The sequence below is a fragment of the Nocardia cyriacigeorgica NBRC 100375 genome (genome assembly GCF_000308555.1).
GTDB lineage: Bacteria > Actinomycetota > Actinomycetes > Mycobacteriales > Mycobacteriaceae > Nocardia > Nocardia cyriacigeorgica.
Window position 1 is genome coordinate 1 of sequence record NZ_BAFY01000202.1, and the last position, 20,917, is coordinate 20,917.

Here is a 20,917-nt window from a genome sequence, read left to right on the forward strand (position 1 = left end):
CACCCGGCGTGACGAGATAGCAGCGGCCGGGGAACGACGGGTCGCTCCAGCCGAGGAAATCCAGATCCTCCCACGGGCGCTGATCCAGGTCGCGCGGGACCGGTAATCGCTTGGCGTCTCCTTTGGAGCAGTTGATGAACGACGACCTGATGTCGCGTTCGGTGACGGGTTGCACGGTGGGTGCTCCCTTCGGTCGATGACGGACAAACCGAAGGGACGTTAGGGGACCGCACTGGGACGGACAACCGATTTTCACACCGGGCAGTACCAGTCCGCCCCGTCACCGGCCGGCCCGGACCGCGTGGGTTACCGGTCTGCGCCAGCCGGCGAGAGTCACCCAGCCGCACCACCTCGCACCAGCCCGCGCCGGTCACCCGGTGGCCCCACGCCACACGGCCACCGGCCGGTCGAAGCTCGCCGATGGGGTCGTCGGCCGCGCGGAAACCGATGTCCGTGGGCGTCGCGAAATCGCCGGGACCAGGAACTCCGCTGGCTACACTCGAGCGGCGCGGGTATCCACTGACGAGGGGGTAGCTCATGGCATTCGCGAGGTCGCTATCGGTGTTCGGCGCAGCGCTGGCGCTGGCAGGCTGCGGTTCGCCCCCCGCCGCCCAGTTGTCCACCACCACCCAGGCGGGCCCGGCGGCCGAGGACCCACCCGCGAGCCCCAGCCCGTCGCCGACCACCATGACCTCGGCGGCGGCCGAGCCCACCGAGGTCATCTCGCTCACCGCGGTCGACGCCGAGGGCAGGCCCACCGACGGATTCACCGTCATCAGCCCCGACCCCTTCGGCACTCTCGACTGCCGAAACGCCGTCCCGAGCCATTCGGCGACCACCCCAGGCATCTATCACTGCGGCGCATCCGCCGACGCGGCCGATGTCTGCTGGCCGACGCCGTCACGCACCGAGCTGCTCTGCGCCGACGACCCCTGGGAACGGGAACTTCGCCGCTATACCGTCGCTCCGCCGCTCGAACCCGTCGCCGCCCCGGAATCGCCCGAGCCGTGGGCGCTCGAACTCGCCGACGGCCGTCAGTGCCGCATCCGCGTGGGCGGAGCCTGGGGCGGGCGGGCCGATGGCATGGTCGGCGCGTATTCGTGCACCGGCGGTTCCGAAGTCGTGCTCCAGGCCGCGGACGCGCGCAGCGCGATCGACACGTCGTCGGATACCTGGCAGGTGGCGATGGGCGAGCTCGGCGCCGGCTCACCCGATTTCCCGCCGCCCACCATGGTGGATGTGCGCACCGCGTATTTCGCCGTCGCCGCGAACTGAGCCGATCTCGCTGCGTCGGGGCGCCCGAGTTGGGTAACGTCGCCCTGCAGGAACCACCGAGCACCACGGATGCACCGACCACGAACAGGCGGGATATCAGTGAAGCTACGAATCCGCACCCTCGTCGTCACCGGTTGTCTGGCCGCCATGACGGCCATCGCTCCGGTCGGCGCACACGCCGCACCGTCCAACGATCCGATCATCGCCTCGGGCAATCTGCTCGCCAGTCCCGTCGCCCCGAACGGGTCACGGATCACCGACGTCCGCATCGCCGACGAACGCAATGTGAAGTTGCAGGTGTTTTCCACCGCCATGGGCCGCGATATCCCGGTCTCGGTGCAGCGCCCGCGCGATGCGTCCCAGCCGCGTCCGGTGCTCTACCTGCTCAACGGCGCCGACGGCGGGGAAGGCACGGCCAACTGGGTGAGCCGGGCACCGGACGCGCTGGCGTTCCTCGGTGAGAAGGACGTTAATGTTGTGCAGCCGATCGGCGGCGCGTGGAGCTACTACACCGACTGGCGCGCCCCCGACCCCGTGCTCGGGGTCAACAAGTGGAAGACCTTCCTCACCCAGGAACTCCCGCCGTTGATCGACGCGGCCTTCGGCACCAACGGCCGCAACGCCATCGCCGGCCTGTCCACCTCGGGAACGTCGGTGCTCAATCTCCCCATCGCCGCGCCCGGGTTGTACCGGGCGGCCGCGGCCTACAGCGGCTGCGCGCAGACCAGCGACCCGTTCGGTCGCGAGGCCGTGCGACTGAGTGTCGAGGTGTGGGGCGGTGGCGACGTCGAGAACATGTACGGCCCGCCGGACGATCCGCTGTGGGTGCAGAACGATCCGTACGTCAATGCCGAAGGCCTGCGCGGCCTGGAATTGTTCATCTCCTCCGGCAGCGGCCTGCCCGGCCCCTACGACACCCTCAACGGCCCCTACGCGCTGCCCGGCGCGTACGGCCTGGCCAACCAGGTGGTGATCGGCGGGGTCATCGAAGCGGCAACCAACTACTGCTCGCACAACCTCGCGGCCCGCCTCGACGAGTTGAACATCCCCGCCACCGTGGACTTCCCACCGGTCGGCACGCATTCCTGGGGTTACTGGCGTGATGCTTTGATTCATTCCTGGCCGGTGATCGCACGCGGGCTCGAACTGCCGGCGTGAAGCCGGACCGATCGTCACTCCCCCGCGAACGTCAACCCGCGCTCCTCGAGCGCGTCGGCGAGAACCCGCGCGGCTTTGGGGCCGAAACCGTGCAGGGACAGCAGTTCGGCGCGGGTGCGCGTGGTGAGTGCGTCCAGGGTGGTGATGCCCGCGCCGTGCAACGCCCGGGTGGCCGGCTTGCCGATCGAGGCCGGCAAGTCGCCGTCTCCTGGCCCAGCGTTGTCGGCGGCGGCGAGGGAGGCCGCGAGTCGTTTCGGTGCCCGTGCGAACCATGCCCGCCGGACCAGATGGTTCGAGGTCTGTCCGTTGATGTCGGCCAAGGCGATCCGGAGGCCGATCCGCTTGCCGGCGCGTTCGATCACCGCACCGCTGGGGTGGTCGGCGAGCACGCCGTCGATCTCGTCGTCGGACAACTGCACCTGCAGCTCGCCCTCGCGGCTGATGGAGGCGAAGCTCTTGCCGCGAACGCGATACGCGACCGACCCGAAGTGCGTCCCTTCGTCGACCTCTGGAAGGGCGAGGGCGGCCTTACGCACCTGTGCACGTGTCGTCATCGCTGATCCTCGGCGATGATCGGCAGCACACGCGATTCCGGGACGGTCACCGCGCCAGATTACCGCCGCGGCCGCGGCCGCAGTGGTGAACTGTGGCAGCGGCCGCGGCGTCGAACGGTCTACCGGTCCCGCACCGGTGTCCACTGCTCGGCGGGCGGACGCCCGGGCAGTGGCTTGCCGATGACGGCCAGCGCGACGAAGAAATTCACCTGACCGATGGCCATCGCGAGGGTGGCCATGGCCTGCTCGTCGTAGTGCTCGGCCGCGCGGGCATACAACTCGTCGGTCACCCGTTCGCCTGCTGCCGAGGGCTGGGCGACGGCTTCGGCGAGGGCGAGTGCCGCGCGCTCGGCCTCGGTGAAGTACGGGGCGTCCTGCCAGGTGGCCACGGCCGCGATTCGTTCCTCGGACTCCCCCGCGGTGCGCAGGTTGCCCGTATGCAGCACGACCAGGTAGGTGCTGCCGACGATCTGACCGATCCGCAACTGGACCAGACCGATCGTTGTCCTGGGGACGGTCCCGTTTCCGGTGGCTTTGAACAGCGCCGCACCGACTTCGGCCAGTTCGGGAACCAGCTGCTGTGGATTGCGCAGCCGGGATCCGGTGCGCTCCTGCGTGGCCGTCGAGTTCTCTTGCATGACTGTTGTTTCCTTTCTCAGTGGGGTTGATCAAACGAACTGGGGACGACGTCCGAGGACGCCGAGCTTGTTGATCGCGGCGGTCTCGCCCTGCGGCAGCCAGGCGCGGGCGGCCAGCGTGCAGGCGGCGAACACGGCGGGCATAGCCCATTTGTCGGGGCCGTCGCCGACCGCGAGGTGCGAGGCGGCGGCTCCGCCGTAGACGAAGACCAGTCCCGCGTAGGCCCACTCCTTGGTCCGCGGGTGGCCGGGGGTGAGGATCGCGGCGAGCGCGGCGGCCTTGGCGGTACCGAGCACCGTCGCGAAGTACATCGGATAGCCGAGGTGGTCGAAGGCTTCCCGGACATAGGAGATCCGGGCCAGGTCCCAATACGAGCCGACGGCGGTTTCGGTCAGTACCGCCGCCACCGGAATCCAGCGGGCGAGCTTCAGTGCCTTCGAGGTGCGGGTAGTCATGGTGTCACTCCTTGGTTGTGAGTCGAGTCGAAAGTCAGGCCGCGCGGGCGTGGCCGGAGCCGGTCGCCACGCGGTGCAGGACTGCCGCCAGCCGCGCGTTCTCCGGGGCGTTGAAAGCGAATGCGGCACGGCGACGGGTGTATCCGTAGGTGAGACCGCTGTGCGGATCGACGAATCCGTCCGAACCGGCCGAGCCCGCATGCCCGAACGCGTGCACGCCGAGGAAGGGCAACAGCAGCCCTTTCGCCTCGAAGCCGAGGGTGTAGGGCGCTTGCCCGCGGACCAGATCCGCACCGCTGGAATGGATTTCGGAGACGGTCTCGATGGTGTCGAGCGACAGCAGCGGCGAGCGGCCGTCCACACCCGAGACCGCCGCCGCGTACATGCGGGCCAAGCCGCGCGCGCTGCCGACGCCACCGGCCGAGGCCTGGCCGAGCCGGCGCAGCTGCGGATCGTTGGGCAGGGCCATCACATCGGCGGCCGTGAATCCCTTGGCATTGAGGTTGTAGGAAATACCGGCGATGCCTTGCGGGTTGGGGGAATTCGCCGCGAACGCGGCCTCCATCTCCGCGGTCGCCCGCCACGGCAGGATCGGCAGGTAGCGGTGGTCCAGTTCCGCGGGCAGTCCGAGATACACGTCCAGTCCATAGGGTGCCCGGATCCGCTGTTCGAACAACTGCTGCACGGTGCTTCCGGTGACCGCCCGCACCACTCGGCCGAGAATCGCGTACATGACGAACCCGCCGTATCCGTGCGCGGTCCGCGGCGCGAAGTAGGGGCGCTGACCGACCAGCCGTTCGGCGATGACCCCTTCATCCGCGAGCTCGGCGACGGTGAAACCACCGCCGACGCCGATCACTCCCGACCGGTGCACCAACACATCGCGGACGGTGATGTCTTCCTTGCCGGCGGCGGCGAAGCGCGGCCAGTAGTGGGCGACGGGCCGGTCGATGTCGAGAGCACCGTCTTGGATCAGCAGGGCCACCACCAGCCCCGCCGCACCTTTACTGGAGGAGTGCAGACCGGTCAGCGTGGTATCGGTGACCTCCGGTCCGGCCCACAGATCGACCACCTTGCGACCACGCAGGTAGGCCGCCAGCTGCGCACCGGACTGCCCGTCCTCGGCCGCGACGACAGCGCGGAACTCCTCGCGGACCTCCTCGAACCCTTCGGCAACGGTGCCGTGTATCTCGATTGTGCTCATGGTGATCTCCCTTCGGTGGCGGCCGGTCGGCGGGGTTCCCGCTCCGGCGGCGCCGCGGATCGTCTTCTGGTGCACTGACGTACGGGCGCCGCAAAAGGTGACCGACGCGAAGAAATCGCAGGTCGAGTAGGTGTGGTCACCTTTCCGGCCCGCGGTTCGTCATGGGTATGAAGGAACCGAACGAGGAGGACCCGTGAACGAAGAGCAATTCCTGGCCGAGCGGTTCCAGGAGCACCGCACGCACCTGCGTTCGGTCGCCTACCGGATGCTGGGCTCGGTTACCGACGCCGATGACGCGGTGCAGGAGGCGTGGCTGCGCCTGGCCCGCACCGACACCACCGATGTGGGCAATCTCGGCGGCTGGTTGACCACGGTCGTCGGACGGGTGTGCCTCGATATGCTGCGCTCGCGCAAGGTCCGTCAGGAAGAGCCGCTGGAGAATCTGCCCGATCCGGTGGTCACGGCGCCTTCCGGTCAGAGCCCGGAACAGGAAGCGGTCCTTGCCGATTCAGTGGGGTTGGCATTGCTCGTCGTGCTGGAATCACTGAGCCCCGCCGAGCGGCTGGCCTTCGTGCTGCACGATATGTTCGCCGTGCCCTACGAGCAGATCGCTCCGATCGTCGATCGCACGCCGCAGACCGCCAAGAAGCTCGCCAGTCAAGCGCGGCGGCGGATCCAGGGCGAGGTTCCGGCACCCGATACCGACCTGCCCCGGCAGCGCCGCGTGGTCGACGCCTTCCTCGCCGCCGCCCGCGACGGCGAGTTCGAGGAGTTGGTGCGCATCCTCGATCCCGATGTGGTGCTGCGGGCCGACGCCGGCGATCTGCGCGTGCTCCGCGGCCGCACCCTCGTCGGCGCCCAAGCGGAGACATTCCACCGCATGGCCACCCTGTGCGTCACCCATCCTGCCGTCGTCAACGGCGGCGCGGGCCTGGTCAACACCATGGACGGCGAGCCCTTCTCGATCATGAGCTTCACCGTCGTCGGAGACCGCATCACCGCGATCGACATCCTGTCCGACCGGGAGCGACTCGGGACTATGGATTTGAGTGCTGTGCTGGGTTGACAGTCGCCGGTGGGTGGTACCGGCCGAGGCAATCGCCCGGCAGTGGGCGCGCTGCTCCGTCTGCGCTCGACTCGCTCAGTCGAACGGCGACTTGTCGATCGAGCACCCGGTGTTCTTCGGTGGCAGCTGACCGGTGAACAGGTAGTCCCGCTTGACGCGTTCGGCGCAGCTACTCGGCACATACATGCTGCTGTGCCCGGCGCCTTCGATCACCACCACTTGCGCGTCGGCGAGTTGGGCAGCGCCGGCGAACGCACCGGCCAGGGGTGTCGCCGGGTCGAATCTGGTGTTGAGTACCAGGATCGGAGCGGCGGTGCGCCGGTTCCACGGGCCGGTGTACCGGTCGGCGTCGTGGCTCTGCCAGTACGCGCAGGCGACGCTGCTGAATACAGCGACCCGCCCGAAGTACGGGACCCGGTGATCTTCCGCGACGGCGGCGCGACTGTAGGCGGCGGGATCGGCCGGGACCGTGCTGTCGCTGCACTGGATCGCGTGGAAGGCCTCGGTCCGGTTGCCCGGATACGAGGTGTCACGCGCGACGGGCAACAACCCAGGGACGGTGGTGCCCGCGTCGAACAACCGCTGCAACAGCACCGCGAGGTCCGGGTAGTTCGACGATTGCGACAGACTCGCCGCCGCTCCGATCACCGCCTGGTACGTCCAGGCCGCGCCATCGAGCCTGATCGGGGCCAGCCGCGCTCGTTCGACCAGCGCGATCCACTTCAACTTCGGGTCGCCGGCCGAGAACGCGCAGCGCGGACCGGCTTCCGAACATTGCCGCAGGAACGCATCGAAGGTCGCGGCGATCGCGGGAGCGACATTCTGCCGGGCGTCCAAGGGCAGTGTTTTCCCTTGTCCACCATGTCCATTGACGTTGCCCTCGAAATCCATCGACCCGTCGAACGCCATCGCCCGCACCCGGCCGGGGAACATGTTCGCGTACACCGCACCGACCTGGGTGCCATAGGAAATCCCGTGATAGGTCAGTCTCGGATCGCCCACCGCTCGGCGCAGTAGCTCGAGATCACGCGCGGTGTTCGCGGTCGTCACATGATCGAGAATTGCACCCGCCTGGTGCCTGCACCGGTCCGCGAACTCCTTCGACCAGCCGAAGAACGCCGCTTCCTCCGTGGTGGTCACCGGCATCTCCGGCATCGAACCGAGAAACGCCAATTGCTCGTCGGTCCCCGCGAAGCAGTTCACCGGCGCGCTCTGCCCGACTCCACGCGGATCCCAGGACACCAGATCGAAGCGGGCGCGCAGTTCCTCCGAGAACAGCCACGGCCACCGCGCACGCTCGCGCAACCGCTCCACACCGGAGGGGCCAGGCCCACCGAAGTTGACGAACAGCGTCCCGATCCGCCGGCCGGGATCCGTTGCCGGCAGCTTGATCACCGCAAGGTCGATCTGTTCACCGTGCGGCGCGTTGTAGTCCAATGGCACTCGCGCCGAGGAGCATTCGAACCCATCCGCACAGTCCGACCAGTGCAGCTCCGACGTCCGCGCGGCCTCCGCCAGGCGGTCGAGATAGGGATCGTGCGCCTCGCGCGCCGATGCGGGCACCGCATGAGCGAGCACACCCACTCCGACGACCAGCGTGGCCAGTGCGACCCGGACCCAGCGAGAACTCCTGGTTCCCAACCGCAGAACCACCGACAAGCCCCTCCTGTGCACCGATCATCGAACACGATGATCCTGTCACACTCGGACGCCACCGACAGTGCGGTGCTTCTCACCACCGGCCGGTTGGCCGGGCCGCTGTCAGCCGGTCTGCGACCACACCCGTTGTCGCATTCCGGAGGTCCGTCTGACGGACGGACGGACTGGGGCAGGGGCCGAAGTCCCCTGGTATTGACGTCCTCCCGGCCTGAAGGCTGAGGATTCCTACCAGCGCCCTGCCGGACGCTCTCGGTGGGTTCCTGTTTCACTGGGGCCCGCTTCCCGCTAGGCGGAAAGGCTAATAGCCCCTCCGCAGGCGTTTCGCCTCTCCGCCCGTCCGGCGGCGAGGATATTGATCGCAGCGTTCAGATCCCGGTCGTGGACCGCGCCGCAAGGGCACCCCCATTCCCGCACCGACAGCGGTTTCCTTCCATCGACCCGCCCACATGTCGAGCAGGTCTGCGACGACGGGAACAACCGATCGACCTTGCCGAAGTGCCGCCCATATCGGACAGCTTTCTCCTGGACCATACGGGTGAACATGCCCCACCCGGCGTCGTGGACCGACTTCGCCAACCGTGTCCGCGCCAAACCGGTGACGCACAAGTCCTCGACATAGATCGCTTGGTTCTCGCGGATCAGTGTCGTGGACTGTTTGTGCGCGAAGTCGCGCCTGGCGTCGGCGACCTTGGCATGGGCTTTGGCGACCCGCAGGCGTGCCTTGGCCCGGTTGTTGCTGCCCTTGTCCTTGCGGGACAAGTCCTGTTGGGCTTTGCGGAGTCGGCGTTCGGCTCGGCGCAGGAATTTCGGGGAGGCGACGGTTTTGCCGTTGGACAGGACCGCGAACGTGGTCAACCCCAAGTCGACACCGATCTCGACATCGACCTCGGGCAGTGGTTGCGGGTCGAGATCGACAACGAACGACGCGAAGTACCGGCCCGCAGAGTCCTTGATGACCGTCACCGACGACGGTGCGGACGGCAGGTCGCGCGACCAGCGGACCGCAACGTCGCCGATCTTCGGTAGGCGCAGTTTCCCACCCGTCGTGACCGCGAACCGAGCATTGCGAGTGAATCGGATGGCCTGCCGGTGGTCGCGGCGAGACCGAAATCGCGGTGCCCCGACCTTGCGGCCTTTCCGTTTCCCGGTGGCTGAGGCGAAGAAGTTGCGGTAGGCGGTGTTCGCGTCGGCGAGTGCCTGCTGCAACATCGCCGCCGACACCTCGCTCAGCCACACGCGCTCGGGGGTGGACTTGGCCGCGGTGAGGGCTTTGGACAGTTCAGCGTCCTTCGGGTACGGCAGGCCGTCGCGGCGCGCTTGTTCGCGTGCGGCGATCGCATCGTTGAACACGACCCGAGCGCACCCGAACGCGCGCGCCAGCGCCGCCTGTTGCCCCGGTGTGGGGTTCAGGCGGTACTGGTATCGGAGCTGCACCGCATGAGCTTAGCGTCGTTTTATGGCCGACCACAGCGATATTCGTACTGGTAGACACTGATTCATGCCCGTTTGGGTTTATCAACGAGTATCGGCATCGCGTGTCCCGACCGTACGCTCAACCGGCGGTTTTCCACGCGAACCACCCCGCGCTATGGGCGTGTCGAGGCCGGAGCGGCGCAGCCCGGAGCCCATATCGGGAGTGCGGAGCCGCCGTCGTCATCGGCAGTTCGGCCGCGCTTCCGATGCCTCACGTCGACCGTGGTCGGTGCGATACCTACCGGACGCGCCGGGCTCGCGGGCGAGTGGCACTGGGTGCGTTTCCCGGCGTGCGCCGTATTACCTCGCGGTGAGCAAAGGCTCCTCGGGTTCGCGCTGAGAAGTCCGAGTGAAAACGTCGCCGGCGTCGTGTGCTGCCGGTCCGGAGGGGCTCGGCCCTTCCTGGCTCGGACCAGGGGGCGGTTCCTTGTCGACCTCGTTCATTGGGGCGTCCACCGCCTGCGCCGGGACCGGACCCTGCTGCTCGATGACAAGTTCGGTCGGCTCCGCCTGCACAACGGAGTGCGCGATGCCTTCGGAATCCTCGGGGCTCTCCCCATCCGGCACAACCGGGGCCGATCCTGCCGATGGCGCTACGGCCACCGGGTCGCTTTGCTCGCTGGTTCTGAGCCGCTGCAGCGTCTTTCGCACCGCATCTGCGAGGCGAGCGTCCAGCTCGGCCTCAGCCAGATCTGTGCCGTCGGTCTGCGCGATGCCCAGCTCGGGCTCGCCCGGATCTGTACTGCCGGCCGGTGCGTGGCCCGGCTTGTTCGCCGGCCGCTCGGCGAGCAGCGGTCTGGTAGCCAGCCATAGCTCGGTGAACGGTGCGGCGGCCACGGGCGGGGTGGGGTCGGCCGCGGATTCGTCGGTCTGCTCAGTGAGCTGCTTCGTCTCCGTAGAAGCATTCGGTCCAGGGGCCGGTGCGGAACTTGCGTCTGGTGCGGGGTTTTCCTCAGCTGCCGAGGTTGTCGCAGGCTGCTCGGACCCACCGTTGACGTCCGGCTCCGCCTCGGCAGGCTCCGCACGGTCGGCCGGCCGCTCACCTCGCGCTGTCGGCGCCACCTCGAGGATGCTCGGCAGGATCTGGTTCCCCGCTCCGCCGACCTTGGTGAGCGCGACCAGTCGCTCCTGGAGATCTTCCTTGTCGGGCACCGCGGCCGTCGCTTGCTCGATCGCGCGCCCGTATCTCTCGGCGACCAACCGGTGCGTCACCAGCGCGACGCCGATCATGATCGGCGCGATCGCGTGGATGCCGATGCCGGTGAGGTCGCCTGCCTTGAAATAGGGGAAGGTGTTCAGCGCGATGCTCGCGGTCAGCAGTACCCCCTCGACGGTGTAGACCTGCCACAACCGTTCGATGACACCCCACTCGGCGGTATCGGCGGTGGAGAGCATCAGCGCGACGAGGACCGCGCTGATCAGCGCTTCCAACCCGTAGGACAGCCAGAACATCGGGTTGGTGACGCCACCGGTGGGCGCGATGTTCTGCTGCACCGTCACCGCGGAGAACAGCATCGAGAAAGCGACAACGCCGGCGAGCAACCCCAGCACCCGAGGTTTGCGTTGATGCAACCGAGCCACCTTCGCATGCGGACTGCTGCTGTGTCGCTGCTCCCCGATCGCTTGCGCCGCCCGCAGCAGATCCGCGGCCTCCCGCTCGGCCAGCTCGGCCGCCGTCCGCCGGACCCGCTCCGCCGCATCGGCCGCCGCCTGGATCCGCGCCCGCTGCTCATGGCGCTCGTAATCCCGCACCAGCTCGGCCAGTTCGCGCGCCGCCGCGAGCTCACGCTCCGACAGCGCTTCCAGCAGAGCCGGATCATCCTGGTGCGCCAACCGCTCGTGCGCGATCTGCACGCGGTCCGGCAAAGCACCGGCCATCAAGTCATCCACCTGCGGCGCCGCGGCGGGCGCGTTGGTCGTGAAACGACGGAGCATCAGCATCGAACCTTTCCGGCGAACGAGTGTTCCAGACGCCGCCCGCCGCCGACGACCCGGCCGTCGCCATCCTGCCCTCGCCCACGCCGAGCGCCGCACCCGACTCGGAAAGATATGCCGTCCAAGCGCTCGCACTCATCGAATCGCACGCGAATGGCCGAGTCCGATTCGGTCTCGCTCCGAGGCGTGCCCACGCACGCCGAGGTGTTCAGACGGTCGCCAGCAGGAAATCCTCCCCGCTCGACGGCCGGGGTGTATCGGTTCGGTTGCCGAAGTAGCGCTCGGCCAGAGTCGCGCCCGCGACGTGGCGCGTGGTCCTGAAACCCGCGTCGCGCGCGAGCGCTTCCATCTGCGCCGGGGTATAGAAGCTGACGAACGGTGTCCCCGCCGCATTCGCGCCATCGGCGCTTGTCCGCAGACCGGCACGGTCGTCGGCATCCACCAGCTCGACGGGCAGCAGGAAGGTCATGGCCAGTGTCGAGCCGTCGGCGAGACCGGCGACCTGACGCAGCGTCGTCCGGGTCGCGTCCTCGGACAGATAGTGGGATACGCCGGTGGAAGCGACAACCGCGGGTCGGTTCGGATCGAAACCGGCGGCGGACAACCTATCCCACCAGCTCTGGCCCGACTCGAAATCCACCGGTACGAGATGCAGCCAGTCCGGAAGGCCGAAGCCCAGCTCGATCAGGCGGCTACGCTTCCACGCTTGTGGGCCCGGTTGGTCGACTTCGAAGACGTTCAGTCTCCCTGCGGTATCCGGCCTGCGCTGGGCGAAGGTATCCAGGCCAGCCCCCAGGATGACGTATTGCGTGACACCGAGAGCGGCCTGCTCGATCACCAGATCCTCGATGAATCGCGCGCGGGCCACGACGGCCGCCCGGAAACCACCCGTCGACTGCTGATCCATGTCGGGGCGGCTGCGCCAATCATCCCCGGGGGCGAGCAGTTCCAGCCCCACCAGATCTTCGAGCACATGCGGCGGCGGATCGACCTGCGCGTACAGCGCTCGCCACAGCGCGACTCGTTCGGCGGTATGTTCCGGAGCCACCAGGTCAGGCGTCATGATCGGCGACCCCGTCCCGCTGAGCACCCGGCGCTTGCAAACTCCACAGGCGGCCGTCCGGATCCCGTACGGTCATTTCCTTCGTTCCGAAGTGGGTTTCCTCGAACGGGCTGACCACCTCGACGATCGGGTCGGCACGGAACGCTTCCGCATCGGAAACCTTCAGCACCAGCCGAGTCTGCGTCGGTTGGTCAGCGGGTACCTCGGCGATGAAGACATAGGGGCCGTCCGGGCCGCGCAATTGGCCGGACGCATGGTCGGTCTCGAATTCCATTGCGAAACCGAGTGATTGGAAGAACTTCGCCGCTTTTCCCCAGTTATGGGTGGTCAGGAAGACGGCCTCGATTCCGTCGGTTGCCATGTCGGTCTCCTTCCAGAACAGCTGAGCATTACTCGTGAGCGTCGAGATATTCGCGCAAGGCTTCGGCGACCAGGGCCGACAACGACAGCTCGGTTTCGATGGCATGGTGTTTGACCCGCTTGATCAGCTCGACCGGCAGGTACACGTTGAACTGCTTGACCTCGTCACCCACAGTTAGAATGCTAGCACACTAACAAGCTGTGAAGCTGGTCCCAAAGTCTTGATCGGTCATCGCCTAGGGCCTTCGCCCCGATCGTTCAGGCGGCGAGCTCGAACCGGCCGAGTTCTGCGCCCTGGTCATCGCCCGCACGGCGCACCAGCCGGGCGATCGCGTAGGCAACGTCCTCCGGCTGCTCCAGGATCACCGAATGCCCTGCCCCGTCGACCATCACGAAATCCGCGTAGTCGATGGCCGCGGCCATGGCGACCGAGTGCGACGGCGGAGTCATCAGGTCAGCGGAGCCACACAGGATCATGGTGGGGATCTCCGACAGCGCAGGCAGCACATCGGTCCGGTCGTAGGTCATGAAGGAGCTCAGGAAGCTTGCCATCGTGACGATCGGCGTCTCGTTGTGCATCGCATAGGCCAGGGCCAGCACGCGCGGGCTGACCTTGCGGTTGCCGAACTCGGCGGTGCGGATGACGGGGGCGAAGACCTTGCAGGCCACCCGCTTGGCCCGCTGCATCAGACGCGGCGCTCGGCGGACGGCCGCTTGGAAAGCGGCGATGATCGGGTGCCGGAGCAGCCGGCCGAAGCCCGCGTCGGCCAGCCCGCTGGCGGCGGTCGCGATGAGACCGACGCCCACGACGCGGGTGCCGATCTCGTGCGGGTTCTGCCCGACGTAGGTCAACACCGTCATGCCACCCATCGAATGCCCGACCAGGACGACAGGCCCGGTGGGGGCGACCGCATCGAGCACTGTGCGCAGATCGCGGCCGAGCTGCTCGAGGTTGTAGGTCCGGCTCGATGCCGCCGCCGAGTCACCATGCCCGCGATGGTCGTAGCAGACGACCCGGGCCCCGGGATTGTCCCGCAGAAGCGCATCGCGAACATCGGTCCACGACTCAGTGCGCAGGCAATGCCCGTGAACGAGAACGACCGTCAGCTCCGCCTCCCGCCGCCCGTACTCACGCACCACAAGCGCAACCCCATCGTCGGTCGAGACAACGGCACGACGCTCTCCCGAGCGGGCATTCATGCTGGTGATCGACATCGGAGCCTCCGGTCCACGTGCGGTGACGTGGTCTACTCTGCGCCGATCCCGCCGCCGTTTTCAGAGCCCCGAGTGCTGAACCCGCTCCCCCGGAGGGTGAGCGGAATCCCACCTAGGTGAGTAACGGCCCCCTGGGCAGCTCGCCACAGAAGGAGATAGCCGCGAAGATCGTCGTAGCCCTCGACGGCCCGAGCGTCGACGCCCGACGCTAGGGCCGGGCTGTTCTTCGGGCCGGATCACACGTTGAAGCGGAACTCGACGACGTCACCGTCCGCCATGACGTAGTCCTTACCTTCCATCCGCACCTTGCCCGCGGCCTTGGCCGCCGCCATGGACCCGGCGTCGACGAGATCGTCGTAGGCAACGACTTCGGCCTTGATGAAGCCGCGCTCGAAGTCGGTGTGGATGACGCCGGCGGCCTTGGGGGCGGTATCGCCCTGGTGGATGGTCCACGCGCGGGCTTCCTTCGGGCCGGCCGTGAGATAGGTCTGTAGCCCGAGGGTGTGGAAGCCGGCGCGGGCCAGCGAGTGCAGGCCCGGTTCGTGCTGGCCGATGGATTCGAGGAGTTCGGCGGCGGATTCGGCGTCGAGTTCGAGGAGTTCGGCTTCCACCTTGGCGTCGAGGAAGACCGCGTCGGCGGGGGCTACGGAGGCCTTCAGTTCGGCGATCTTGGCGTCGTCGGTGAGGACGGATTCGTCGGCGTTGAAGACGTAGAGGAAGGGCTTGGTGGTGAGCAGGGAGAGTTCTTTGAGGAGTTCGGTGTCGACCTTGTCGGCGGCGGCGAACAGGGTGGTGCCGCTGTTGAGGATTTCCTGGGCGGCCTTGGCGGCGTCGGCGACGGGCTTGCGGTCCTTTTTGACCTTGGCTTCCTTGTCCAGGCGGACGACGGCCTTCTCCAGCGTTTGCAGGTCGGCGAGGATGAGCTCGGTTTCGATGACCTCGATATCGGCCGAGGGGTCGACGCGGCCGTCGACGTGCACCACGTCGTCATCGGCGAAGACGCGCACGACCTGGCAGATGGCGTCGGCCTCGCGGATGTTGGCGAGGAATTTGTTGCCCAGGCCCGCGCCCTCGGAGGCGCCCTTCACGATGCCGGCGATGTCGACGAAGGAGACGGTGGCGGGGACGATGCGCTCGGAGCCGAAGATCTCGGCGAGCTTGTCCAGGCGCGGGTCGGGCAGTGGGACCACCCCGACGTTCGGCTCGATGGTCGCGAACGGGTAGTTCGCGGCCAGCACGTCGTTGCGGGTCAGCGCGTTGAACAGCGTCGACTTTCCGACGTTGGGCAGGCCGACGATTCCGAGGGTGAGACTCACGGATAGGAGAGTCTACGCGGGTCCCACCCTCCGACCGTTCAGGGGATCAGCACGACCTTGCCGAGGTTGGCGCGCTTCTCGATGACGGTGTGCGCGGCGGCCGCGTCTTCCAACGCGAACTCCTCGTGCACCGCCGGATGCAGCAGGCCGGAGGCGAAGTACTGCCACAGTTCCTGACGCCAGTGTTCGTAGACATCGGGCTGCTCGCGGGCGATGCGGGCGAGCTGGAAACCGGTCACCGATTTTGCGCCGGAAAGCAGGTCGAAGGCTTCCACAGTGCCGCCACCGGAGCTGTAGGCCACCATGCGACCACCGGTGCGCACCGCGGCGAGGGCGGGGGCGAGCAGCTCACCGCCGACGGCGTCGAGGGCGTAGTCGACGGGCGTGCCCCATGAGGAGTCCTCATAGGCGACGACCTCGTCGGCACCGAGTTCGCGCACGAAATCGGCCTTGGCCGGGTCGGAAACCGCGCCGACGACGCGGGCCGCACCCCGGATCCGAGCCAGCTGCACGGCCAGATGCCCGACACCGGACGCGGCCGCGGTGACCAGCGCCGATTCACCCTCGACCGGGTTCGCCGCATCGAGGGCACCCAGCGCCACCAGGCCACTGCGCACCAGCGCCACGGCGTCGACCGCCGACGCACCGTCGGGAATCGGCGAGGCCATCGCCACCGACAGCAGCGCGTAATCGGCGTACCCGTGCCCGAAGACGAGGCCGGTGACGCGATATCCGGGCGCGTAGTTGTCCACCCCTTCGCCGACGGCGACCACTTCACCGGCGATCTCGCCGCCCAGCGGGATCGGCTCCCGCTGCTCACGTACCTTCCGCACCACCGGCAGCGTCACGCCGACGGCTTCGACGCGGACGAGCAGTTCGCCCGGACCGGGCGTCGGCACATCGACCGAGACGATCTCGAGCACCTCGGGACCCCCGCTGTGCTGGTATTGCACCCGCCGCATCACACCTCCAGGCTTGGTTCAGGAGCGGTAACGGTAACCACACACCGGCTCCACCTCACATACCCAACTACCCCTGAGTGCGCCATCTCACGCCCGATGCACGCTGGTAGAGAGGCACGTCACGCGACTGTCGGCGTGTCCGAAAGCTCTTGCGTGGCGTGTCGCGCGGCGTAGCGTCGGTGCCATGGCTCCGATCTCGGAGGTGGTGATGGCGCGGCCTGCGCCGGGGCTGGCCGCGTTCATCGACCGCTATATCGGCTATCGGATGACGGGGTATCCGCCCGGTCTGCATCGTGGGCTGCCGTCGCGGCATATGACGTTCATCGTGGCGATCGGGCCGACCATCGACGTCGTCACCCAGACCGATGCGAAGCAGGCGCCGGCCGACTACCGGTGTGTGCTGAGCGGGTTGCAGCCGGGGCCGGCGGCGATCGCGCACAACGGTACCCAGGAAGGCGTGGCGATCGAGCTGACGCCGCTGGGCAGCCGGGTGCTGTTCGGTATGCCCGCGGGCGAACTCTGGAACCTCTCGGTGGAATTGTCGGATGTGACGGGCCCGGTGGCGCAGCAGTTGGCCGAGGAGTTGCATCTGCATGCGCAGTGGCCGCGCCGGTTCGAAGCCTGCGATCGAGTGCTCACGAAACTCGCCCACCCCAATCGGGTAGTGGCGCCGGAATTGAGCTGGGCGTGGCGGGCGGTGGTCGGTTCCGGCGGGACGGTTCCGGTGGGCCCGCTGGCGAGCGGATCGGCTGGAGCAGACAGCACCTGACGCGACGGTTCGGCGCCGAGTTCGGACTCAGCCCGAAACTGGCCGCGCGCATCGCCCGGTTCGATCGGGCCAAGTCGATGCTGGTGCGCACCCCGTCGTTCGTCAGCATCGCCCAGATCGCGGCGACCTGCGGTTATTACGATCAGGCGCACCTGAACCGGGATTTCGCGGAGCTGGCCGGATGCAGCCCGACGACCTGGCTGGCCGAGGAGATTCCATCCGTCCAAGACCCGGAGCCGCTCGGCGAGTGAGGCTGAAGCCATGACTACGCCAACTTCCACCACCACCCATGTCTGGCCCTGCCTCGCCTTCCGCGATGCCCGTGCGATGGCGACGTTCCTGACCGACGCTTTCGGTTTCGAGCTGACGGCGCTGTACGCCCGCGAGGACGATCCCTCGGTCGTCGAGCACGCCGAAATGCGCTGGCCCGCGGGCGGCGGCATCATGTTCGGCTCCACCGGCCGCAACGACAGCGAGTTCGGGCAGCGGCCGGCGGGCGCGGCCTCGCTGTATCTCGTGTGCGACGACCCGGACGCGCTCTACGCACGCGCCGAGAAAGCGGGCGCGCGCATCGTGCGCGAAATGCGCGATGAGGACTACGGTTCGCGCGGATTCAGCGCGGCCGACCCGGAGGGCAACCTCTGGAGTTTCGGCACCTACGCAGGCGAATGATCCCGGGGCGACCCGCCGCCGCGCGGGTCGCTTTATTCCCGGTGTGCGAGTTCCCACACCCGTCCAGATTAAGTGGACCACAGTCCGCTTGACTGGCTAACCTCGGTCATCGAAGCGAGCGATCCTTTCCGCTTCCGCAAGGATCTTCCGAACGCACAGGAGACTCGATGACCACCACCCAGCCGACCGACCTGCTCGAGCTCGACGCCGCCGCCCAGGACCTGCTCTTCCGCGAGGCGCGCACCGCCAACACCTTCACCGACGAGCCGGTCGCCGACGAACAGATCCAGGCCATCTACGACCTGATCAAGTGGGGTCCCACCTCGATGAACCAGCAGCCGCTGCGCGCGGTGGTGCTGCGCTCGCCCGAGGCCCGCGCACGGCTGGTGCAGCACATGGCCGACGGCAACAAGGACAAGACCACCAAGGCCCCGCTGACGGTGGTGCTGTTCGCCGACAACAACTTCCACGAGCACCTGCCCACACTGTTCCCGCATATGGAAGGCGCCAAGGACTTCTTCGCCGACGACGATTACCGCGAGCACTCGGCCAAGCTCAACGCCGCCCTGCAGATCGCCTACTTCATCGTGGGTGTCCGCGCCGCCGGCCTGGCCGCCGGCCCGATGAACGGCTTCGACCACGCCGCCGTGGAGAAGGAGTTCTTCCCCGAGGGCGGCCACCACGCCCTGGTCGCCATCAATATCGGCAAGCCCGGCCCGGACGCGTGGTTCCCGCGCAGCCCCCGCTTCGAGGCGAAGGACGTCATCACGACGCTCTGATCCGCGCCGCGATATGAACGGGTAGGCCCGCTCGACCAGTCGAGCGGGCCTACCGGTCTGTCATGAGAGGAGCCGCGCCACCGCGCCCGATCGGTAACCGTGCATGGCCGCCGGCGAGGCGATGCGAACGGCGGACCCAGTGGGCCCGGGCGCGTGCCGGCGACATATTCAGGACGATCTGGCTATCGCAGCCGGCCGACGCCGGGGTCGCCGCGTGAGGATCGCGCGAACTCAACGTCCCCCCAGCCCCGACAAGGCGATCCCGCGGATGAAGGCGCGTTGGGCGACTGCGTACAGCAACAGCAGCGGCAGCAGGATCAGCATCGATGTGGCCATCAGAATCGGCCACTTGGTGTGATACTGGCCTTGCAGGCGAACCAAACCCAGTGTGGCGGTGGCGATCTCGTCGCGCTGAATCATCACCAGCGGCCAGAGGAAATCGTTCCAGACGGTGATCCAGGTGAGCACCGCGAGCACCATGAGCGCGGGCCGGACCTGCGGCAGCAGGACGCGCCAGTAGATCTGCCAGGTGGTGCAGCCGTCGAGGATGGCGGCTTCCTCGAGTTCGGCGGGCAGGGTCAGGAAGAACTGTCGCATCAGATAAGTGCCGAAGGCGCTGCCGAAGACACCGGGCACGATCATCGCCCACGGGGTGTCCACCCAGCCGAAGGCGCGCATGAGCAAAAACTGCGGGATCAGCGTGACGGTGAGCGGCACCATGAGCGTCGCCAGGTAGGCGAGAAACAGGGCGTCGCGGCCACGAAAGGGCAAGCGCGCGAAGGCGTAACCGGCCAGTGAGCAGAAGAACACCTGCCCGGCCGTCACGCACGTCGCGTAGACGGTGGTGTTGAGCAGCATCCGGCCGAGCGGGAGCAGATCGAATACCTCGGTGTAGTTGGACCACTGCGGATCGGCGGGGATCGGTGCGGGATCGGTGACGGCGCCCTCGCTTTTCAGCGACCCCGACAGTGCCCACAGAATCGGCGTCAACGCAGCCCACGCGACGACCACGAGTGCCGCGTACACCCCCGCTCCTGATAGCAACCTGCGAACGATGGCACGGTCGACCCGCACCCCACTGTGGTCACGCCGAGACCGCACAGCGCCCACCTCGACATCGGAACGCACCGCAGTCACAGCCCGCACGGCCGCGCCTCCCGCGTGCCCGCCGCCTGGCCCACCCTCTTACCTCTCACACCACCACCCGCGTCCCTACCGCCCATCTTTCGACCGCCCCGAGGTCCCAATCCGTGACGTCACCCGACACCGCCCACGTCCGTGCCTGGTGTATTGGAGCCCGCGCCATGACCTCCCACGGCCACGACACCCGGACTCGAGGCGCCTGCCCCATCCAGATCACCCGCCCGCGCGTTCGCCCTCATCCCTCGACCTCCCCACGTCGCGAGTACCTGAGTTGCAGAACCGTCAGCACGAACAACCCCGCGAACATCACCCATGCCAGCGCCGACGCGTACCCCACCTCGTAGAACGCGAAAGCGTGCTGGAACAGCATGATTCCGAGCAGGTAGGTCCCCGTCTCCGGGCCGCCGTTGCCGCCGGTCAACGCATACGCCTGGTCGAAGGCCTGCACCGAGTTGATGACGGTGATGACGAAGACGAACGACAGCGGGCCACGGATCAGCGGAATCGTGATCGACCAGAACCGTCGCACCGCACCGGCCCCGTCGATCCGCGCGGCCTCGTACAGCTGCTCGGGGACGCCCTGCATGGCGGCGAGCAGGATCACGGTGGCGAACGGCACGCTCTTCCACACCGTGACGATGCTCAGCGAGACCAGCGCCAGATCCGGATCGATCAGCCACGGCAGCGGACCGACGCCGAACCAGCCGAGCAGCAGATTGAGCAGGCCGTCGTCGGTGGTGAAGATGAACCGCCACACCACCGCCATCGCCACCGTAGAGGCGACCAGCGGCAGGAACGCGGCCGTGCGGAAGAACCCGATGCCGGCCATCGTGCGATTCAGCAGCGCGGCAATCACCAGGCCGATGGCGACCGTCGGCAGCAGGGTCAGCAGCGTGAAGACCGCCGTATTGCGCACGGCGATCAGGAACAGCGGATCCGCCGTGAACAGCCTCCGGTAGTTCGATAGCCCGACGAACCTGGGTGCACTGAACAGATCCCAGGAGAAGAAGCTCAAATACAACGACACGACCAGCGGCCCGACCAAGAACACACCGACGCCCGCCACATTCGCCGCAACGAACCACCGACCCGCCCGGGCCCGCCGACGCACCAGTTGCCCGGCGGCGCGCTGTCCCGGACCGGAACCCTCCGTGCCGCTCGCCCGCGCCTCGGCACTGCGAGCGTGCGGTGATCGCGACTGCGCCCGGCGACCACCCGCA

At 67.8% G+C, this 20,917-nt stretch carries 23 protein-coding genes; 7 read left to right on the forward strand and 16 right to left on the reverse strand.

The annotated features are described in order from the left end of the window. Positions 1–175, reverse strand: a 175-nt coding sequence (locus RJ05_RS30135) for an FBP domain-containing protein (protein ID WP_174343962.1), incomplete at its 3' end; no start/stop codon positions are given. Between the two features lie 362 nt (positions 176–537). On the opposite strand from RJ05_RS30135, the gene RJ05_RS20565 reads away from it, so the two are divergent. Both RJ05_RS20565 and RJ05_RS20570 read left to right on the forward strand, forming a co-directional pair. Then, a complete protein-coding gene (locus RJ05_RS20565) occupies positions 538–1,275 on the forward strand; it encodes a hypothetical protein (RefSeq protein ID WP_249040528.1) in 738 nt (245 codons plus the stop codon). Positions 1,276–1,422: 147 nt separating this feature from the next. Continuing rightward, positions 1,423–2,433 (forward strand): alpha/beta hydrolase, encoded by a 1,011-nt coding sequence (locus RJ05_RS20570; RefSeq protein ID WP_085996251.1) that lies wholly within the window; start codon positions 1,423–1,425, stop codon positions 2,431–2,433. 14 nt (positions 2,434–2,447) lie between these two features. On the opposite strand, the gene RJ05_RS32440 is transcribed toward RJ05_RS20570, so the two are convergent. The 4 genes from RJ05_RS32440 to RJ05_RS20590 all read right to left on the reverse strand — a co-directional run bounded on the left by RJ05_RS32440 (position 2,448) and on the right by RJ05_RS20590 (position 5,285). Then, complete coding sequence (locus tag RJ05_RS32440) at positions 2,448–2,987, reverse strand: MmcQ/YjbR family DNA-binding protein (protein ID WP_036539575.1); 540 nt, start codon at positions 2,985–2,987, stop codon at positions 2,448–2,450. Between the two features lie 119 nt (positions 2,988–3,106). Further along, complete coding sequence (locus RJ05_RS20580) at positions 3,107–3,625, reverse strand: carboxymuconolactone decarboxylase family protein (protein ID WP_036539531.1); 519 nt, start codon at positions 3,623–3,625, stop codon at positions 3,107–3,109. A gap of 30 nt (positions 3,626–3,655) precedes the next feature. After that, positions 3,656–4,081, reverse strand: coding sequence for a DoxX family protein (locus RJ05_RS20585; protein ID WP_036539533.1), 426 nt, complete (start codon positions 4,079–4,081; stop codon positions 3,656–3,658). Between the two features lie 34 nt (positions 4,082–4,115). Continuing rightward, complete coding sequence (locus RJ05_RS20590; protein ID WP_036539535.1) at positions 4,116–5,285, reverse strand: EstA family serine hydrolase; 1,170 nt, start codon at positions 5,283–5,285, stop codon at positions 4,116–4,118. Positions 5,286–5,478: 193 nt separating this feature from the next. Here RJ05_RS20590 and RJ05_RS20595 point away from each other — a divergent pair, with 193 nt between their 5' ends. Then, the gene (locus tag RJ05_RS20595; protein WP_036539536.1) at positions 5,479–6,351 is read left to right on the forward strand and encodes a sigma-70 family RNA polymerase sigma factor; all 873 of its coding nucleotides are present in this window, start codon (positions 5,479–5,481) and stop codon (positions 6,349–6,351) included. 75 nt (positions 6,352–6,426) lie between these two features. Here the strand turns inward: RJ05_RS20595 and RJ05_RS20600 are convergent, their stop codons facing one another. The 9 genes from RJ05_RS20600 to RJ05_RS20640 form a co-directional block, all read right to left on the reverse strand. Next, complete coding sequence (locus RJ05_RS20600) at positions 6,427–8,004, reverse strand: alpha/beta hydrolase (RefSeq protein ID WP_081597443.1); 1,578 nt, start codon at positions 8,002–8,004, stop codon at positions 6,427–6,429. Positions 8,005–8,295: 291 nt separating this feature from the next. Next, positions 8,296–9,444, reverse strand: coding sequence for an RNA-guided endonuclease InsQ/TnpB family protein (locus RJ05_RS20605; protein WP_036539539.1), 1,149 nt, complete (start codon positions 9,442–9,444; stop codon positions 8,296–8,298). Between the two features lie 339 nt (positions 9,445–9,783). Next, complete coding sequence (locus tag RJ05_RS29475) at positions 9,784–11,418, reverse strand: hypothetical protein (protein WP_051016773.1); 1,635 nt, start codon at positions 11,416–11,418, stop codon at positions 9,784–9,786. A 208-nt stretch (positions 11,419–11,626) separates the two neighbouring features. Beyond that, on the reverse strand, positions 11,627–12,484 hold the full coding sequence (locus RJ05_RS20615) for a class I SAM-dependent methyltransferase (protein ID WP_373365074.1): 858 nt from the start codon (positions 12,482–12,484) through the stop codon (positions 11,627–11,629). Further along, the gene (locus RJ05_RS20620; RefSeq protein ID WP_036539543.1) at positions 12,471–12,842 is read right to left on the reverse strand and encodes a VOC family protein; all 372 of its coding nucleotides are present in this window, start codon (positions 12,840–12,842) and stop codon (positions 12,471–12,473) included. The genes RJ05_RS20615 and RJ05_RS20620 overlap by 14 nt, the downstream gene beginning before the upstream one ends. 28 nt (positions 12,843–12,870) lie before the next feature. Further along, positions 12,871–13,014: a ribbon-helix-helix domain-containing protein gene (locus RJ05_RS20625; RefSeq protein ID WP_036539545.1), complete on the reverse strand. Its 144-nt coding sequence runs from the start codon at positions 13,012–13,014 to the stop codon at positions 12,871–12,873. A gap of 85 nt (positions 13,015–13,099) precedes the next feature. Beyond that, a complete protein-coding gene (locus RJ05_RS20630; protein WP_036539547.1) occupies positions 13,100–14,056 on the reverse strand; it encodes an alpha/beta fold hydrolase in 957 nt (318 codons plus the stop codon). Positions 14,057–14,292: 236 nt separating this feature from the next. Beyond that, positions 14,293–15,372, reverse strand: a complete 1,080-nt coding sequence (gene ychF / locus RJ05_RS20635) for a redox-regulated ATPase YchF (RefSeq protein WP_036539550.1) — start codon at positions 15,370–15,372, stop codon at positions 14,293–14,295. Between the two features lie 38 nt (positions 15,373–15,410). Beyond that, the gene (locus tag RJ05_RS20640) at positions 15,411–16,334 is read right to left on the reverse strand and encodes a quinone oxidoreductase family protein (RefSeq protein WP_036539553.1); all 924 of its coding nucleotides are present in this window, start codon (positions 16,332–16,334) and stop codon (positions 15,411–15,413) included. A gap of 184 nt (positions 16,335–16,518) precedes the next feature. On the opposite strand from RJ05_RS20640, the gene RJ05_RS20645 reads away from it, so the two are divergent. From RJ05_RS20645 to RJ05_RS20655, 4 genes are all read left to right on the forward strand, one after another. After that, positions 16,519–17,103 carry a DUF6597 domain-containing transcriptional factor gene (locus RJ05_RS20645; RefSeq protein ID WP_249040529.1) on the forward strand — a complete coding sequence of 195 codons (585 nt, stop codon included), beginning with the start codon at positions 16,519–16,521 and terminating at the stop codon, positions 17,101–17,103. Then, complete coding sequence (locus tag RJ05_RS32445) at positions 17,022–17,354, forward strand: helix-turn-helix domain-containing protein (protein WP_249040530.1); 333 nt, start codon at positions 17,022–17,024, stop codon at positions 17,352–17,354. The genes RJ05_RS20645 and RJ05_RS32445 overlap by 82 nt, the downstream gene beginning before the upstream one ends. Before the next feature lie 10 nt (positions 17,355–17,364). Beyond that, the gene (locus RJ05_RS20650) at positions 17,365–17,775 is read left to right on the forward strand and encodes a VOC family protein (RefSeq protein WP_036539555.1); all 411 of its coding nucleotides are present in this window, start codon (positions 17,365–17,367) and stop codon (positions 17,773–17,775) included. A 167-nt stretch (positions 17,776–17,942) separates the two neighbouring features. Then, the gene (locus tag RJ05_RS20655; protein ID WP_036539557.1) at positions 17,943–18,554 is read left to right on the forward strand and encodes a malonic semialdehyde reductase; all 612 of its coding nucleotides are present in this window, start codon (positions 17,943–17,945) and stop codon (positions 18,552–18,554) included. A 231-nt stretch (positions 18,555–18,785) separates the two neighbouring features. On the opposite strand, the gene RJ05_RS20660 is transcribed toward RJ05_RS20655, so the two are convergent. Together RJ05_RS20660 and RJ05_RS20665 are read right to left on the reverse strand one after the other, a co-directional pair. Continuing rightward, positions 18,786–19,628: a carbohydrate ABC transporter permease gene (locus tag RJ05_RS20660; RefSeq protein WP_036539559.1), complete on the reverse strand. Its 843-nt coding sequence runs from the start codon at positions 19,626–19,628 to the stop codon at positions 18,786–18,788. 304 nt (positions 19,629–19,932) lie between these two features. After that, positions 19,933–20,811: a carbohydrate ABC transporter permease gene (locus RJ05_RS20665; RefSeq protein ID WP_036539581.1), complete on the reverse strand. Its 879-nt coding sequence runs from the start codon at positions 20,809–20,811 to the stop codon at positions 19,933–19,935. Between the last annotated feature and the right edge of the window lie 106 nt (positions 20,812–20,917).